Origin of the sequence: Streptomyces sp. ICBB 8177 (genome assembly GCF_003144095.1) — a bacterium.
Taxonomy (GTDB): domain Bacteria; phylum Actinomycetota; class Actinomycetes; order Streptomycetales; family Streptomycetaceae; genus Streptantibioticus_D.
Map to the genome: position 1 here is coordinate 2,605,523 of NZ_NSKH01000018.1, position 15,075 is coordinate 2,620,597.

The 15,075-nt window shown below is 72.7% G+C and carries 18 protein-coding genes; 17 read left to right on the plus strand and 1 reads right to left on the minus strand.

Annotated features, from left to right (window positions below):
• The first annotated feature begins 70 nt into the window (after positions 1–70).
• From rpsP to CK485_RS20275, 16 genes are all read left to right on the plus strand, one after another.
• Complete coding sequence (rpsP, locus tag CK485_RS20200; RefSeq protein WP_109452531.1) at positions 71–514, plus strand: 30S ribosomal protein S16; 444 nt, start codon at positions 71–73, stop codon at positions 512–514.
• A gap of 2 nt (positions 515–516) precedes the next feature.
• Positions 517–756: an RNA-binding protein gene (locus CK485_RS20205; protein WP_109452533.1), complete on the plus strand. Its 240-nt coding sequence runs from the start codon at positions 517–519 to the stop codon at positions 754–756.
• A 148-nt stretch (positions 757–904) separates the two neighbouring features.
• Positions 905–1,531, plus strand: coding sequence for a ribosome maturation factor RimM (gene rimM, locus CK485_RS20210; protein WP_109452535.1), 627 nt, complete (start codon positions 905–907; stop codon positions 1,529–1,531).
• 26 nt (positions 1,532–1,557) lie between these two features.
• The gene (trmD, locus tag CK485_RS20215) at positions 1,558–2,367 is read left to right on the plus strand and encodes a tRNA (guanosine(37)-N1)-methyltransferase TrmD (protein WP_109452537.1); all 810 of its coding nucleotides are present in this window, start codon (positions 1,558–1,560) and stop codon (positions 2,365–2,367) included.
• A gap of 131 nt (positions 2,368–2,498) precedes the next feature.
• Entirely contained in the window at positions 2,499–2,849 is a 351-nt protein-coding gene (gene rplS, locus CK485_RS20220; protein ID WP_109452539.1) for a 50S ribosomal protein L19, read from the plus strand.
• 93 nt (positions 2,850–2,942) lie between these two features.
• Positions 2,943–3,821 carry a signal peptidase I gene (gene lepB, locus CK485_RS20225; protein ID WP_109452541.1) on the plus strand — a complete coding sequence of 293 codons (879 nt, stop codon included), beginning with the start codon at positions 2,943–2,945 and terminating at the stop codon, positions 3,819–3,821.
• Positions 3,814–5,046: a signal peptidase I gene (gene lepB, locus CK485_RS20230; protein ID WP_109452543.1), complete on the plus strand. Its 1,233-nt coding sequence runs from the start codon at positions 3,814–3,816 to the stop codon at positions 5,044–5,046. Before lepB (CK485_RS20225) ends, lepB (CK485_RS20230) begins: the two co-directional genes overlap by 8 nt.
• Positions 4,934–5,947 carry a signal peptidase I gene (lepB, locus tag CK485_RS20235; protein ID WP_199239401.1) on the plus strand — a complete coding sequence of 338 codons (1,014 nt, stop codon included), beginning with the start codon at positions 4,934–4,936 and terminating at the stop codon, positions 5,945–5,947. Before lepB (CK485_RS20230) ends, lepB (CK485_RS20235) begins: the two co-directional genes overlap by 113 nt.
• Positions 5,948–6,218: 271 nt before the next feature.
• The gene (gene lepB, locus CK485_RS20240) at positions 6,219–6,968 is read left to right on the plus strand and encodes a signal peptidase I (RefSeq protein ID WP_109452545.1); all 750 of its coding nucleotides are present in this window, start codon (positions 6,219–6,221) and stop codon (positions 6,966–6,968) included.
• An 80-nt stretch (positions 6,969–7,048) separates the two neighbouring features.
• Positions 7,049–7,573, plus strand: coding sequence for an NUDIX hydrolase (locus CK485_RS20245; protein WP_109452547.1), 525 nt, complete (start codon positions 7,049–7,051; stop codon positions 7,571–7,573).
• Between the two features lie 10 nt (positions 7,574–7,583).
• A complete protein-coding gene (locus tag CK485_RS20250; RefSeq protein ID WP_109452549.1) occupies positions 7,584–7,910 on the plus strand; it encodes a DUF2469 domain-containing protein in 327 nt (108 codons plus the stop codon).
• A 148-nt stretch (positions 7,911–8,058) separates the two neighbouring features.
• A complete protein-coding gene (locus CK485_RS20255; protein ID WP_109452551.1) occupies positions 8,059–8,415 on the plus strand; it encodes a YraN family protein in 357 nt (118 codons plus the stop codon).
• Position 8,416: 1 nt separating this feature from the next.
• Positions 8,417–10,015 carry a YifB family Mg chelatase-like AAA ATPase gene (locus tag CK485_RS20260; RefSeq protein ID WP_109452553.1) on the plus strand — a complete coding sequence of 533 codons (1,599 nt, stop codon included), beginning with the start codon at positions 8,417–8,419 and terminating at the stop codon, positions 10,013–10,015.
• Positions 10,012–11,229 (plus strand): DNA-processing protein DprA, encoded by a 1,218-nt coding sequence (dprA, locus tag CK485_RS20265; protein ID WP_109452555.1) that lies wholly within the window; start codon positions 10,012–10,014, stop codon positions 11,227–11,229. Before CK485_RS20260 ends, dprA begins: the two co-directional genes overlap by 4 nt.
• Positions 11,230–11,506: 277 nt before the next feature.
• Entirely contained in the window at positions 11,507–12,364 is an 858-nt protein-coding gene (whiG, locus tag CK485_RS20270; RefSeq protein WP_109452557.1) for an RNA polymerase sigma factor WhiG, read from the plus strand.
• Positions 12,365–12,422: 58 nt separating this feature from the next.
• Positions 12,423–12,989, plus strand: coding sequence for a TetR/AcrR family transcriptional regulator (locus tag CK485_RS20275; protein WP_109452559.1), 567 nt, complete (start codon positions 12,423–12,425; stop codon positions 12,987–12,989).
• Here CK485_RS20275 and CK485_RS20280 read toward each other — a convergent pair.
• Positions 12,934–13,656: a M23 family metallopeptidase gene (locus CK485_RS20280; protein ID WP_109452561.1), complete on the minus strand. Its 723-nt coding sequence runs from the start codon at positions 13,654–13,656 to the stop codon at positions 12,934–12,936. The genes CK485_RS20275 and CK485_RS20280 overlap by 56 nt on opposite strands.
• Before the next feature lie 523 nt (positions 13,657–14,179).
• Here CK485_RS20280 and rpsB point away from each other — a divergent pair.
• Positions 14,180–15,064, plus strand: a complete 885-nt coding sequence (rpsB, locus tag CK485_RS20285) for a 30S ribosomal protein S2 (protein WP_109452563.1) — start codon at positions 14,180–14,182, stop codon at positions 15,062–15,064.
• Positions 15,065–15,075 lie beyond the last annotated feature (11 nt).

The window sequence follows — 15,075 nt, forward strand, 5'->3', positions numbered from 1 at the left end:
TCCGGCTCCCACAACCCCACGTGGCGGCCAGGCATGCCCAACCACGTCAACACCAGGAGAACCCACTCCCGTGGCAGTCAAGATCAAGCTGAAGCGTCTGGGCAAGATCCGTTCGCCTCACTACCGCATCGTCATCGCCGACTCCCGCACCCGCCGTGACGGCCGGGCCATCGAGGAGATCGGTCTGTACCACCCGGTGCAGAACCCGTCGCGCATCGAGGTCGACGCCGAGCGCGTCGCCTACTGGTTGGGCGTCGGCGCGCAGCCGACCGAGCCGGTGCTCGCCATCCTGAAGAAGACCGGCGACTGGCAGAAGTTCAAGGGCGAGCCCGCCCCGGCGCCGCTGCTGCAGCCGGAGCCGAAGGCCGACAAGCGCGCCCTGTTCGAGGCCGCCGCCAAGGAGTCCGCCGACGAGCCCAAGGGCGAGGCGATCACCCCCAAGGCGAAGAAGGCCGACAAGAAGGCTGACGACGCTGCCGAGGCCGCGGCCCCGGCCGAGTCCACCGAGGCCTGAGCATGCTCGACGAGGCTCTTGAGCACCTCGTGAAGGGCATTGTCGACAACCCCGACGACGTGCACGTCGCCGAGCGCACCTTGCGTCGCGGCCGCGTGCTGGAGGTCCGGGTCCACCCGGACGACCTCGGCAAGGTGATCGGCCGCAACGGCCGTACCGCCCGCGCCCTGCGCACCGTCGTCGGCGCCCTCGGCGGGCGCGGCATCCGCGTCGACCTCGTCGACGTGGACCAGGTCCGCTGAGCAGTACGACCGACCGGCGCGGGCCGGGAGCGGCTCCGGCCGCCCCCGGCCCGCGTTGGTTTGACCACCGCCGCCGTCCGCTCCGGCGGCCCGGCGGACGGGGGACCGCAGTCCGAAGCGGAAGCCAGACCGAAAGGCAGCGAGAAACGTGCAGCTGGTAGTCGGCCGGATCGGCCGCGCCCACGGGATCAAGGGCGAAGTCACGGTCGAGGTGCGCACCGACGAGCCCGAGCTGCGGCTCGGCCCGGGCGCCGTGCTGGCCACCGACCCGCCCGCGGCCGGACCGTTGACCGTCGAGACCGGCCGGGTGCACAGCGGACGCCTGCTGCTGCGCTTCGCGGGCGTACCCGACCGCACCGCGGCCGAGGCGCTGCGCAACACCCTGCTGATCGCCGAGGTGGACCCCGAGGAGACCCCCGAGGACCCCGAGGAGTTCTACGACCATCAGCTGATCGACCTGGACGTGGTGACGACCGACGGCACCGAGATCGGGCGGATCAGCGAGATCTCCCACCTGCCGTACCAGGACCTGCTGATCGTCCGGCGGCCGGACGGCGCCGAGATCATGGTCCCGTTCGTCTCCGACATCGTTCCGGAGATCGACCTGGAGGCCCAGCGCGCGGTCATCGACCCGCCCCCCGGCCTGATCGACGACTCCGCCGCCGAGATCGCCGCCCCGGGCGAGGCGAAAGGCGACACCGCGAAGAGCGACACCGCGAAGGACGACGGCGACGCCGACGACGCGGACGCGACCGCGCCCGGCGACGGCGCCTGACCGCAGCGGAACGGACCGCCTGACCCATGCGCATCGACGTCGTCACCATCTTCCCCGAGTACCTCGAACCGCTGAACGTCTCCCTCGTCGGCAAGGCCAGGGCCCGCGGCACGCTGGACGTACGCGTGCACGACCTGCGCGAGTGGACCCACGACCGGCACAACACCGTCGACGACACCCCGTACGGCGGCGGGCCCGGCATGGTCATGAAGCCCGACGTGTGGGGCGAGGCGCTGGACGCGGTCGCCGCCTCGGGCGAGGGCGCCCCGGCACTCGTGGTGCCCACCCCGAGCGGCCGCCCGTTCACCCAGGAACTCGCCGTGGAACTGGCGGCCAAGCCCTGGCTGGTCTTCGCGCCCGCACGCTACGAGGGCATCGACCGCCGCGTCATCGACGACTACGCCACGCGCTGGGAGGTCCACGAGGTCTCCATCGGCGACTACGTGCTGGCCGGCGGCGAGGCCGCGGTGCTGGTGATCACCGAGGCGGTCGCCCGGCTGCTGCCCGGCGTCCTGGGCAACGCCGAGTCCCACCGCGACGACTCCTTCGCCCCAGGCGCGATGGCCGACCTGCTGGAGGGCCCCGTCTACACCAAGCCGCCGGTCTGGCGGGAGCGCGGCATCCCCGAGGTGCTGCTCAGCGGCCACCACGGCAGGATCGCCCGCTGGCGGCGCGACGAGGCGTTCCGCCGCACCGCGGCCCACCGGCCCGACCTGATCGAGCGCTGCGACCCGGCCGCGCTCGACAAGCACGACCGCGCGCTGCTCGCGGAACTCGGCTGGGAGCCCGGCCCGGACGGGCGATTTGGGCGAGCGCCCGGGGCCGTGGAAGAATAGGCCGCTGCCGTACGCCCGCCGAGCGCCCCTGCCACAGGGGGAACGACGCCAGGCCGGCCGGACCGGCATCACCGAACCCGTACCAACGTACCGTCGATGACCTGTGGCATCGGCGAGGAAAGCAGACGAACATGTCTCACGTGCTCGACGTAGTCGACGCCGCCTCCAAGCGCGACGACGTCCCGGCCTTCCGCCCGGGCGACACCATCAACGTCCACGTCCGCGTCATCGAGGGCAACCGCTCCCGCGTCCAGCAGTTCAAGGGCGTCGTCATCCGCCGCCAGGGCTCCGGCGTCCGTGAGACCTTCACGGTCCGCAAGGTCAGCTTCAGCGTCGGCGTGGAGCGCACCTTCCCGGTCCACACCCCGATCGTCGAGAAGATCGAGGTCGTGACCCGCGGTGACGTCCGTCGCGCCAAGCTCTACTACCTGCGTGAGCTGCGCGGCAAGGCCGCCAAGATCAAGGAGAAGCGCGAGAACTGAGTCTCGCCCTTCCGGTCCGCGCCCGGCCCTCGCCGGCCTGATACGCGGACTCGTGCCAGGTGGCACAGGGTGTACGGATAGGCTCTGCGCCCGATGGACACCGAAGCACGCGACACAGCGGAGCGCGATCGCCCGCCGGCCGACGAAGGCCGGGCCGGGCGGTCGCGCTCCGCTGTTCGCGCCGTCGGCCGCGGACCCGGCGCCCGGTTCCGGCGGCGGGCCGGCCAGTGGTGGCGGGGCCTGAGCCTGTGGCAGGAGGTGGCCCTCCTGGCCGTGATCTGCTGCACGGTGCTCGCCCTGGTGAGCGCCTTCCTGGTGCAGCCCTTCCTGATCCCCAGCGGCTCCATGGAGAACACCCTGAAGGTCGGCGACCGCGTCCTGGTCGACAAACTGGCGTACCGCTTCGGCCACCAGCCGCAGCGCGGTGACGTGATCGTCTTCGACGGCGCCGGATCGTTCACCCAGGACGACGCGCCGGGCAACCCCGTCAGCCGGGCCGTGGGCGAGGCCGGCAGCCTGCTGGGGCTGGCCCAGCCGGACGGCTCGGTCTTCGTCAAGCGGGTCATCGGCGTCGGCGGCGACCGCGTGACCTGCTGCGACAAGCGGGGCCGCCTCATGGTCAACGGCCACCCGGTCGACGAGGACTACCTCTACCCCGGGGACGCGCCGTCCAAGGAGCGCTTCGACATCGTCGTGCCGCCCGGAAGGCTCTGGGTGATGGGCGACCACCGCGCCGACTCCAGCGACTCCCGCGACCACCTCGGCGACCCCGGGGGCGGCACCGTCCCGGTGGACGAGGTGATCGGCCGCGCCGAGTGGATCGCCTGGCCCCCCAGCAGGGCCCGGTCGCTCGGACGCCCCGCGGCGTTCGATTCCGTACCGCCCGCGCGGCCGGCCACGACCGCGGGGTCCGCCACGTCGCCCGCGAAGCCGCCCGCCGGACCGCCTGCCGCGGGGGGCGCGCATGGGTAGCCGCGGCAGACCCCGCTACGGCCAGCACCGCGGCCCCGAGCACGACCCGGGCCCCGGCGGCGGCGGACGTGCCCGCACGCGCCACGATTCCGTGGACGGGCACGGCACGGAGCACGCGGAGGCGGGCGGATCCGGGCGGCCGGGCGGGTATGCGGGATCGAGCGGGTATGGGGGATCGAGCGGGTACTCGGAATCGGGTGGGTACGCGGAGGCGGGCGGATCCGGCGGCCCCGAGGGCGCGCGCCCCAGGCCCGGACGCGCCGAGCGGCGCCGCACCGTGCGCCGGATCAAGCGGCGGCGGCGCAGGTCCGCCGCGCGCGAGGTGCCCATCCTGATCGGCGTGGCGCTGCTGATCGCGCTGGTGCTCAAGACCTTCCTGGTGCAGGCCTTCGTGATCCCGTCCGGCTCGATGGAGGACACCATCCGGGTCGGCGACCGCGTGCTGGTCGACAAGCTGACCCCGTGGTTCGGCGCCAAGCCGCAACGCGGTGACGTCGTGGTCTTCCAGGACCCGGGCCACTGGCTGGACGGCGAGCCCAAGCCCAAGCCCGCTCCGGAGGGCGTCCGGCAGATCAAGGACTTCTTCAGCTTCATCGGCCTGCTGCCGTCCTCCGACGAGCAGGACCTGATCAAGCGGGTCATCGCGGTCGGCGGCGACACCGTCAAGTGCTGCGACGTACAGGGCCGCATCACGGTCAACGGGCAGCCGCTCACCGAGCCGTACGTGGCCCCCGGCAACCCGCCGTCGATGATCAAGTTCGACGTGAAGGTCCCCGCCGGGCGACTGTGGGTGATGGGCGACCATCGCAGCAACTCCGCCGACTCGCGCTATCACATGAACGAGGACGGAGGGGGTACGGTCCCCGAGAGCCTCGTGGTGGGCCGTGCGGTGGTGATCGCCTGGCCGGTCTCGCACTGGCGCAGACTCGAGGTTCCGAGCACGTTCTCGTCGGTGCCGCCTCCCGGTGCGGACGGGGCCGCGGCTCTCGGCAAGGCCAATAATCGGCAAGATTTGATCCAACTCCCGACTCCTGCGGAACTCCCGCTCGTTATGGGATTGGTTGGCCTGTCACGTATGCGGGACAGGCTGTGGCGCGGAGTGAGGAGTGGAAGTGGGGGACCTGGTGGTCGGCGCACGGTCCGGACCCGGCGAGCCCGAAGGGCAGGGCCCATCGGTCGGCGCGGTCGAGGAAGAGGCGGCGGTGGATCTCGGCAAGTCCCCTGACGAGGGCGGCGTGCCCGGGCCCGGCGGCCCGGCGGACGACTCCGGATCCGACGGGCCCCGGCACGGTGGCGGCGGCTCCGGCGATGGCTCCGGCAAAGGCGCGCAGGCCAAGCCGCGCTCCTTCTGGAAGGAGCTGCCGATCCTGATCGTCATCGCCCTCGTGCTGGCGTTGATCATCAAGACGTTCCTGGTCCAGGCGTTCTCCATCCCGTCGGACTCCATGCAGAACACCCTCCAGCAGGGTGACCGCGTGCTGGTCGACAAGCTGACCCCGTGGTTCGGCGACAAGCCGTCGCGCGGCGAGGTCGTCGTCTTCCGCGACCCGGGCGGCTGGCTGGAGGGCACCCCCTCCACCGCCAGCAGCAACCCGGTGATCCGCGGCTTCCAGGACGCGCTGAGCTTCATCGGCCTGATGCCGTCCGCCAATGAGAAGGACCTGATCAAGCGGGTCATCGCGGTCGGCGGCGACACGGTCGAGTGCAAGGGCACCGGCCCGGTCTACGTCAACGGCAAGCCGCTCGACGAGCCGTACATCTACCCGGGCAACACCCCGTGCAGTGACAAGCCGTTCGGCCCGATCAAGATCCAGCCCAACCACATCTGGGTGATGGGCGACCACCGCCAGGACTCGCTGGACTCGCGCTACCACCAGGATCTGAAGGGCGGTGGCCAGGTGGACGACAAGCAGGTCGTCGGCCGCGCCATCGTGATCGCCTGGCCGATCAACCGCTGGACCACCCTGCCGATCCCGTCCACCTTCAACCAGCCCGGCATCAACTCCGCGATGAGCCTCGCGCCCAGCGCCGCCGGGCTCGCGGGCGCGGTGCCGCTGGTGCTGTGGCGGCGCAAGCGGCTGGTGGTGAAGGCGCGGAAGGCGTCGGAGACGTCGTCGGGGGCGTGAGCTGTGAGCTGCGAGCCGCAAGGCTTGAACGAGGAGCCTGAGCCGTCGCGTGGTGCACGAGGGCAGGTCTGAAGCGGCGTCCGGCGTCCGGCGTCTGAGGCGTCCGGCCCTGCGGGTGATCGTGGCGGTCCGCGGCCGGATCGTGGCGGTCCGCGGCTGAACGGAATCGTCCGCTTCTGCCGGGTCCGTCGCGATCGCCGCTGATCAAGGCCGCTCAAAAAGGCGGCAACGACTGCTGACGGTGTCGGTACCGCCGGGTAGGGTGCCGCCCATGAGCAGCAGCGCGACTCGCGGTAACAGCGGCCAGGGCCGTCTGGGCAACGTCCTGTCAGGCGTGGCGGTCGCCCTCGGGTGCGTGCTCTTCCTCGGGGGTTTCGCCTGGGCCGCGGTCGTCTACCGCCCGTACACCGTGCCGACCGACTCCATGCAGCCCACCGTGAACCCCGGCGACCGGGTGCTGGCCCAGCGGATCGACGGCGACCAGGCCCGCCGCGGCGACGTGGTCGTCTTCGAGGACCCCGCCTGGGGCGACGTGCCGATGGTCAAGCGGGTCGTGGGCGTCGGCGGCGACAAGGTGGCCTGCTGCGACAAGCAGGGCCGCCTGACGGTGGACGGCAAGCCGATCGCCGAGCCCTACCTGGAGAGCCCTGGCAAGCCCGCCTCGCCGGTCGGCTTCAGCGTGACGGTGCCGCGTGGGCAGCTGTTCATGCTCGGGGACAACCGCGCCGTCTCCGACGACTCCCGCGCCCACCTGGGCACCGACAGCGGATCGGTGCCGACCGGGTCGGTCATGGGCCGGGTCGACGGCACGATATGGCCGCTGGGCCGCCTGCGCGCCCTGGACCGCCCGTCGGGCTTCGCGGCGCTGCCCGGAGGCATCTCGCAGCGCGGGCCGATCACGCTCATCCTGTACGCGGTGATCGCCGGTGTGGTCCTGATCTTCGGCGGCGCGGCGTACGGACCGATAGCCCGCCTGCGCGGCAGGCGCCGTGCGGGCGCGCCGGTGGTGGCGGGGGCGTGAGCCAGGCTCCTTCCGGCGCGCGGGCCTCCGGGGGCCCGTCCGGCGGGGCATCGGTCTCCGGGGCGCGGGACTCCGGGGGCGTGCGGCGCCGGGCGGCCCGCGTCGTTCTGCTCGACCGCGAGGACCGCATCCTCCTGCTGCACGGCTTCGAGCCCGCCGACCCCGCGGTGACCTGGTGGTTCACCCCGGGCGGCGGGGTGGAGGCGGATGAGAGCCTGGAATCCGCCGCGCTGCGCGAGGTGGCGGAGGAGACTGGAATCACCGCGGTACGGCTCGGTCCCGTACTGTGGCAGCGGTCCTGCGCCTTCGACTTCGACGGCCGCCGGTGGGAGCAGGACGAGTGGTACTTCCTGGCCCGGACCGACGCCGTCGAGGTGGACACCGCGGGCCAGACCGACCTGGAACGGCGCAGCGTACGGGGACTGCGCTGGTGGACCTGCGGGGAACTGCTCGCCACGCGTGAGACGGTGTATCCGACCAGGCTCGCCGGGCTGCTGCGTAGGCTGCTCGACGAGGGCCCTCCGAGGTCGCCGCTGGTGCTGGGGACCGAGGTCGACCGACCCGCGACGACCGGCGGCGACGACCGCGGGGGAACGTACGGCTGAAGGGGATGCCATGAGCGCCGAGGACCTCGAGAAGTACGAGACCGAGATGGAGCTGAAGCTCTACCGGGAGTACCGCGATGTCGTCGGCTTGTTCAAATACGTGATCGAGACCGAGCGGCGCTTCTACCTCACCAACGACTACGAGATGCAGGTGCACTCGGTCCAGGGCGAGGTGTTCTTCGAGGTCTCGATGGCGGACGCCTGGGTGTGGGACATGTACCGGCCGGCCCGTTTCGTGAAGCAGGTCCGGGTCCTCACCTTCAAGGACGTGAACATCGAGGAGCTCAACAAGAGCGACCTCGACCTGCCGTCCGACGACTCCGGCTTCAACGGCTAGCAGCCGCCCGGCGGCGTCGGTGGTGAACGGCGAGATTCACCCGCCCGGGTGAGCGAGTTGTCCACAGCCGTACCGTCGTCCACGGATTCCGACCAAGATCATCCGTGCGCCTCCGCGACCGGCACAGTCGGTCGCGGAGGTGTTCCGCATGAACGCAAAGACCGCCCTGGGCCGCTACGGCGAAGACCTGGCCGCCCGGGAACTGACCGCCACCGGGCTGACCGTCCTGGCCCGCAACTGGCGCTGCCGCGACGGAGAGATCGACATCGTCGCGGCCGACGGCGACGCGCTGGTCGTCTGCGAGGTCAAGGCGCGCAGATCCGGCTACCAGCACCCCATGGCCGCCGTCACCCCGCGCAAGGCCGCCCGCCTGCGCCATCTCGCCGAGTGCTGGCTGGCCCGGCACGACAGCATGCCGCCGGGCGGAGTCCGCATCGACCTGGTCGGCGTCCTGCTGCCGGACCGCGGCGCCGCCCGCGTCGAGCACGTGCGGGGGGTGGCCTGAGATGGGATTCGCCCGCACCTGCTCGGTCGCCCTGATCGGCACCGAGGGCGTGGTCGTCGAGATCCAGGCCGACCTGGAGCCCGGAGTCGCCGCCTTCACCCTCGTCGGCCTGCCCGACAAGAGCCTGTCCGAGAGCCGCGACCGCGTCCGCGCCGCCGTCGTCAACAGCGGGGAGACCTGGCCGCAGAGGAAACTCACCGTGGGCCTGAGCCCGGCGGCCGTCCCGAAGTCCGGAAGCGGTTTCGATCTCGGCATCGCCCTGGCCACCCTCGGCGCCGCCGAACGCGTGGCACCCGACGCCATCGCCGACCTGATGGTCATCGGCGAACTCGGGCTGGACGGCCGGGTCCGCCCGGTCCGCGGCATCCTGCCCGCCGTCCTGGCCGCAGCCGATGCCGGGTACCGCCACGTCGTGGTCCCCGAGCGCACCGCGGCGGAGGCCGCCCTGGTCCCGGGGGTCGCCGTCCTCGGCATCCGCAGCCTGCGCCAGCTGATCGCCGTGCTCAACGACGAGCCGGTCCCCGACGAGGAACCGCTCGACGACGACCGGCCCGACCCGATGGTCGCGGGACTGGCCCCGCCCGGCACCCTCGGCCCGGCTCGCGGTGCCGTCCCCGACCTGGCCGACGTCGCGGGCCAGCGCCTCGCCCGCAAGGCCCTGGAGGTCGCCGCGGCGGGCGGCCACCACCTCCACCTGACCGGTCCGCCCGGCGCGGGCAAGACCATGCTCGCCGAACGCCTCACCGGCCTGCTCCCGCCGCTCACCCCGCAGGAGGCGCTGGAGGTCACGGCGGTCCACTCCGTCGCGGGCATCCTCCCGGCGGGCAAGCCGCTGATCAGCACGGCGCCCTACTGCGCCCCGCACCACTCCGCGACCATGCCCGCCATCATCGGCGGCGGCACCGGACTGCCCCGCCCCGGAGCGATCTCCCTCGCCCATCGCGGCGTGCTCTTCCTGGACGAGGCGCCGGAGTTCAGCACCCAGGTGCTCGAAGCCCTGCGCCAGCCCCTGGAGTCGGGCCACGTGGTCGTCGCCAGGGCGGCAGGCGTCATGCGGCTGCCCGCCCGGTTCCTGCTCGTCCTCGCCTCCAACCCGTGCCCGTGCGGTCGGCACGGCATGATCGGCGGCGTCTGCGAGTGCCCGGCCAGCGCGGTCCGCCGCTACCAGTCACGGCTGTCGGGACCGCTGCTGGACCGCGTGGACCTGCGCGTCACCGTGGATCCGGTCAGCCGCTGCGAACTGCTCGACGACGTCGGCGACCACGAGACCACGGCCGACGTCGGCGCCCGGGTGCGCGCCGCCCGTGTCCGGGCCGCCGCCCGCTACGAGGGCCTGCCATGGACCACCAACAGCGAGGTCCCCGGTCACGAGCTGCGCACCCGCTGGCAGACCGCCCGCGGAGCGATACGGGACGTGGAACGCGAGATGGAACGCGGCCGCCTCACCGCCCGGGGGCTCGACCGGGTGCTGCGGGTCGCCTGGACCGTCGCCGACCTCGCCGGCCACGAACGCCCCGAACTCGACGACGTCGGACAGGCGTTGGAACTGCGCACCGGTGTCTACCGAGGCGTCCCGGCGAGCGTGGGGAGCACGACATGACCTCCCCGACCGCGCCCGCGCACACCGCCACGTCTCCGGAAACCCCTCTGGACGTCGGCGACGACGAACGCCGGGCCCGCGCCGCGCTCACCAGGATCGCCGAACCCGGCGACGAGGCGGTCGGCCGCTGGCTGCGCCGGTACGGGCCGGTGGCGACCCTGGCCATGCTGACCGGGCAGGACGAACTGCCCGGCGTCTCCGACCGCAGGGCCGCCGGATACCGTGTGCGCCGCGCCCGGGTCCGGCCCGAGGCGGACCTCGGCGTCATCCGCGAACTCGGTGGCCGGTTCGTCTGCCCCGGTGACGAGGAGTGGCCCACGCAGCTCGACGACCTCGGCGACCAGCGGCCGATCGGCCTGTGGGTGCGCGGCCGGCCGAGCCTGCGGATGTGGGCGCTGCGCTCCGTCGCGCTCGTCGGGGCCAGGGCCTGCGGTGCCTACGGCAGCCATGTCGCCGCCACCCTCGCCGCCGACCTCGCCGAGGCGGGCTGGACGGTCGTGTCGGGCGCGGCCTACGGCATCGACGCCGCCGCGCACCGGGGCGCCCTGGCGGCGGGCGGGGCGACCGCGGCCGTGCTCGCCTGCGGCGTCGACGTGCCCTATCCGGCCGGCCACGCGGAACTGCTGCGGCGCGTCACCCAGCAGGGGCTGGTCATCGCCGAGTTGGCCCCGGGCGACCACCCCACCCGGAGCCGCTTCGTGCTGCGCAACCGGGTCATCGCAGCACTCACCCGCGGCACGCTCGTGGTGCAGGCCCAACTGCGCAGCGGCTCCCTGGTCACCGCCCGCTGGGCGCGCCAACTCGGCAGGGTGGTCATGGGTGTTCCCGGTCCGGTCACCTCGGCTCTCTCCGCAGGCGTGCACGAACTGTTGCGCGGGGAGGCCCAGTTGGTGACCGACGCGCCCGAGGTGATCGAGCTGGTCGGCGCCATCGGGGAGGACCTCGCACCGCCACGCCACGGACCCGTGCTGCCGAGGGACCTGCTCGGCCCGGCCGCCGCCGCGGTGCTCGAAGCGCTGCCCGGCCGCCGCCGCACCGCGACGGCCGAACAGATCGCCCGCGACGCCGGCATCGGACTCGACGAGACGACCGGCCGCCTGCACGAGCTGCACGCCCTCGGATTCGTCGAACGAGACGGCCCGAACTGGAGACTGACGCCGCCGCAGCCACGCCGACCGTCGGGTGACGGGGGTGACAACACGCGGATCCGGTGACCCGGTCAACACACCATCAGGTGACAGGACGGTTCTTGACCTGGAGCGATCCGGTCGCGAGGTTAGGAGGGTGCCCCCACAACGCTTTAATACGCAACAGCCGAGGGCGGGGACGGACGGAGCGGCCGTCCGTCCTGCCTGCCACACGGCGGAACGTATCTGCGGCGGACTCACCCGAACGTCGTAGCGCTGCGCGACCGAGGCGTCACGCTACGCTCGCGCATACCCCAGCCTCACCCCCCACCTACGTCACGGCAGAACGGCTCAAAGGCGACGCATGCCCCAGCACACCTCCGGGCCTGACCGCGCGACAGCGGCGACCGACGACCACGGAAGTCGCCTGCGCGTACGGACCGCCGCCCCCACGGCCCCCAGCGCCCTGGACGAACTGTGGCGCTCCTACAAGGACACCGGCGAAGCGCGGTTGCGCGAGCAGCTCATCCTCCACTACTCACCGCTGGTCAAGTACGTCGCGGGGCGCGTCAGCGTCGGGCTGCCGTCCAGCGTCGAGCAGGCCGACTTCGTCTCCTCCGGGGTCTTCGGCCTCATCGACGCCATCGAGAAGTTCGAACCGGAACGCTCCATCAAGTTCGAGACCTACGCCATCACGCGCATCCGCGGCGCCATGATCGACGAACTGCGGGCGCTGGACTGGATCCCCCGCTCGGTCCGTCAGAAGGCCCGCGCCGTCGAACGCGCCTACGCCACCCTCGAAGCCCGGTACCACCGCACCCCCACCGAGCCCGAGGTCGCCGCCGAGATGGACATCGGTGTCGAGGACCTGCACACCATCTTCGGGCAGCTCTCCCTGGCCAACGTCGTCGCGCTCGAAGAACTCCTGCACGTCAGCACCGAGGGCGGCGACCGGCTCAGCCTCATCGACACCCTGGAAGACCGGGCGGCAGACAACCCCGTCGAGATCGCCGAGGACCGCGAACTGCGCCGCCTGCTCGCCCGCGCCGTCAACACCCTGCCCGAACGCGAGAAGACGGTGGTCACCCTCTACTACTACGAAGGCCTCACCCTCGCCGAGATCGGCCAGGTCCTCGGTGTGACCGAGAGCCGGGTCAGCCAGATCCACACCAAGTCGGTACTGCAGCTGCGGGCGAAACTCGCGGACGTCGGACGCTGCTGACCCCCTGCACAGGCCAGGTCCGTACAGTGGAGGGGTGCCAAGGATTCGAGCGGCCTCCGTGGCCGAGCACCGGACCATGCAGCGCGCCGCCCTGCTGGACGCCGCGCGCACCCTGCTGACCGAGGGCGGCACGGACGCGCTGACCTTCCCGGCGCTCGCCGAACGCACCGGGCTCGCGCGGTCCTCCGTCTACGAGTACTTCCGCTCCCGCGCCGCGGTCGTCGAAGAGCTGTGCGCGGTCGACTTCCCCGTCTGGGCCGCCGAGGTGGAGGCCGCGATGGCCGCGGCGAGTACCGCCGCCGCCAAGATCGAGGCGTACGTGCGCACCCAGCTCGCGCTGGTCGGCGACCGCAGGCACCGCGCCGTTGTCGCCATCTCGGCCGGCGAGCTCGACTCCGGCGCCCGCGAGAAGATCCGCGCCGCCCACGGCGGGCTGGTCGCCATGGTCGTCGAAGCCCTCGCCGCCCTCGGCCACGCCGAGCCCCGGCTCACCGCGATGCTGCTGCAAGGCGTGGTCGACGCCGCCGTCCGCCGCATCGAACTCGGCGCCGCCGAGGACCCCGAGCGCATCACCGAGGCCGCCGTCTCCATGGCCCTGCACGGGGTGGACCCGAGGCGCTCCTGAACCGCGCGCCCGCCCACGCCAGCACGGCGAGAACCGCCGCGGCCGTCCCCACGGTCCAGCCGCCCGCACCTCCCGCCCACGCCGCCGGCTCACGTGAGGCCTGCGCGGCGACCGGCGCAGCGGCCGGCGGCGGGACGCCGTGGACGGGCAGCAGGCGGGACGGTCCCAGGCGGCGCAGGGCGGGCGGGATCAAGGAGAGCGGGTCGAGGTACTGATCGCCCCGCAGCAGTCCCCAGTGCAGACACCCGGACGGGCAGTGGAACGGCCCGGGGCCCAGCGTGCCGATGCTCTGACCCGCGCTGACGCGATCACCGGGTCGGACGGCCGGGCGCACCGGTTCGTAGGTGGCGCGCAGCGGGGGCTCGCCCGAGCCGGACAGCTGGACGGTGACCACGCCCTGGCCCGCGACCACCCCGGCGAACGTCACCGCACCGGAGGTGGCGGACCGTACGGTGGCGCCGGGCGGGGCGCCCAGGTCGACGCCGCGGTGGCCCGGGGCCCACGGCGCGGGCGGAGGGTCGAACCCGCGCAGCACGGGAGGCGGCTCGCGCTCCCCGTGCGGCCCGGTGACCGGCCAGGCGCGCGCCCCGTCGTCCCCGTGCGCCGTGTCCGCCACCGCGCGCCCCGGCGCGTAGACGTGGACGTACAGGAGGAGCACGCCCAGCATCAGCAGGACGCCCCGTGAGGGTGCCCGTCGTCGCGGGGGAGTCCGCCCCGGGGGAGTGTTCCTCGGGGGCCGTGCCCCGCCGTCCACTGCTCGTCGCTGCCACATGCGCCCACCGTCCCGCAGCGCCGGCACCCCAGATGATCATGGTCCCTTTCTGTGGACCCCCGGTCATTTGTGGACAACTCGCTCACCCGCACGCGCACCCTCCCTGTCCGGGAGGCCGCTCCCGCCAGGGGGCGAAACCCGTGTCGCCCGGCGCCTTCGAGGTCCCGTACACTTTCCCTGGCGACCCGGGCCACCGGGTCGACTTCGCACGCCCCGCCTCCGCCGTACCGCCGCCCTTCCCGGGAGGCGAGTTCGGAGGCCGCGTCCCTCGGTCCTCGGAAGACCCGCGTGAGCAGCGCCCGGCGCAGCCCGCGCGCGCTGAGCCCAAGCGCAGCGCCTTCCGCGGCACGGCGCGCCGGGGCGTCAGGCGCGGCCGCCGCCCGGCGTCCGCGGAACCGAGTATCCAAGGAGTACGGCCATGGCCGTCGTCACGATGCGGGAGCTGCTGGAGAGCGGCGTCCACTTCGGCCACCAGACCCGCCGCTGGAACCCGAAGATGAAGCGCTTCATCTTCACCGAGCGCAACGGCATCTACATCATCGACCTGCTCCAGTCGCTGTCGTACATCGACCGCGCCTACGAGTTCGTCAAGGAGACCGTCGCCCACGGCGGTTCCGTCCTCTTCGTCGGCACCAAGAAGCAGGCCCAGGAGGCCATCGCCGAGCAGGCGACCCGGGTCGGCATGCCGTACGTCAACCAGCGTTGGCTGGGCGGCATGCTCACCAACTTCTCGACCGTCTACAAGCGCCTGCAGCGCCTGAAGGAGCTCGAGGAGATCGACTTCACGGACGTGGCCGCCTCCGGCCTCACCAAGAAGGAACTCCTGGTCCTCGAGCGCGAGAAGAACAAGCTCGAGAAGACCCTCGGCGGTATCCGCGACATGCAGAAGGTGCCCAGCGCCGTCTGGATCGTGGACACCAAGAAGGAGCACATCGCCGTCGGCGAGGCGCGCAAGCTGCGCATCCCGGTCGTCGCGATCCTCGACACCAACTGCGACCCCGACGAGGTCGACTACAAGATCCCGGGCAACGACGACGCGATCCGCTCCGTCACCCTGCTCACCCGGGTCATCGCCGACGCCGCCGCCGAGGGCCTGATCGCCCGCTCCGGTGCCGCCACCGGTGACGCCAAGGCCGCCCCGGCCGAGCCGCTGGCCGAGTGGGAGCGCGACCTGCTCGAGGGCGAGAAGGCCAAGTCCGAGGAGGCCGCCACCGAGGCTCCGGCCGCCGCCGAGACCCCGGCCGCCACAGAGGCCCCGGCCGCGGAGGCCCCCGAGGCCACCGAGGCGGGCGAGAACGCCTGAGTCGCCGCGCC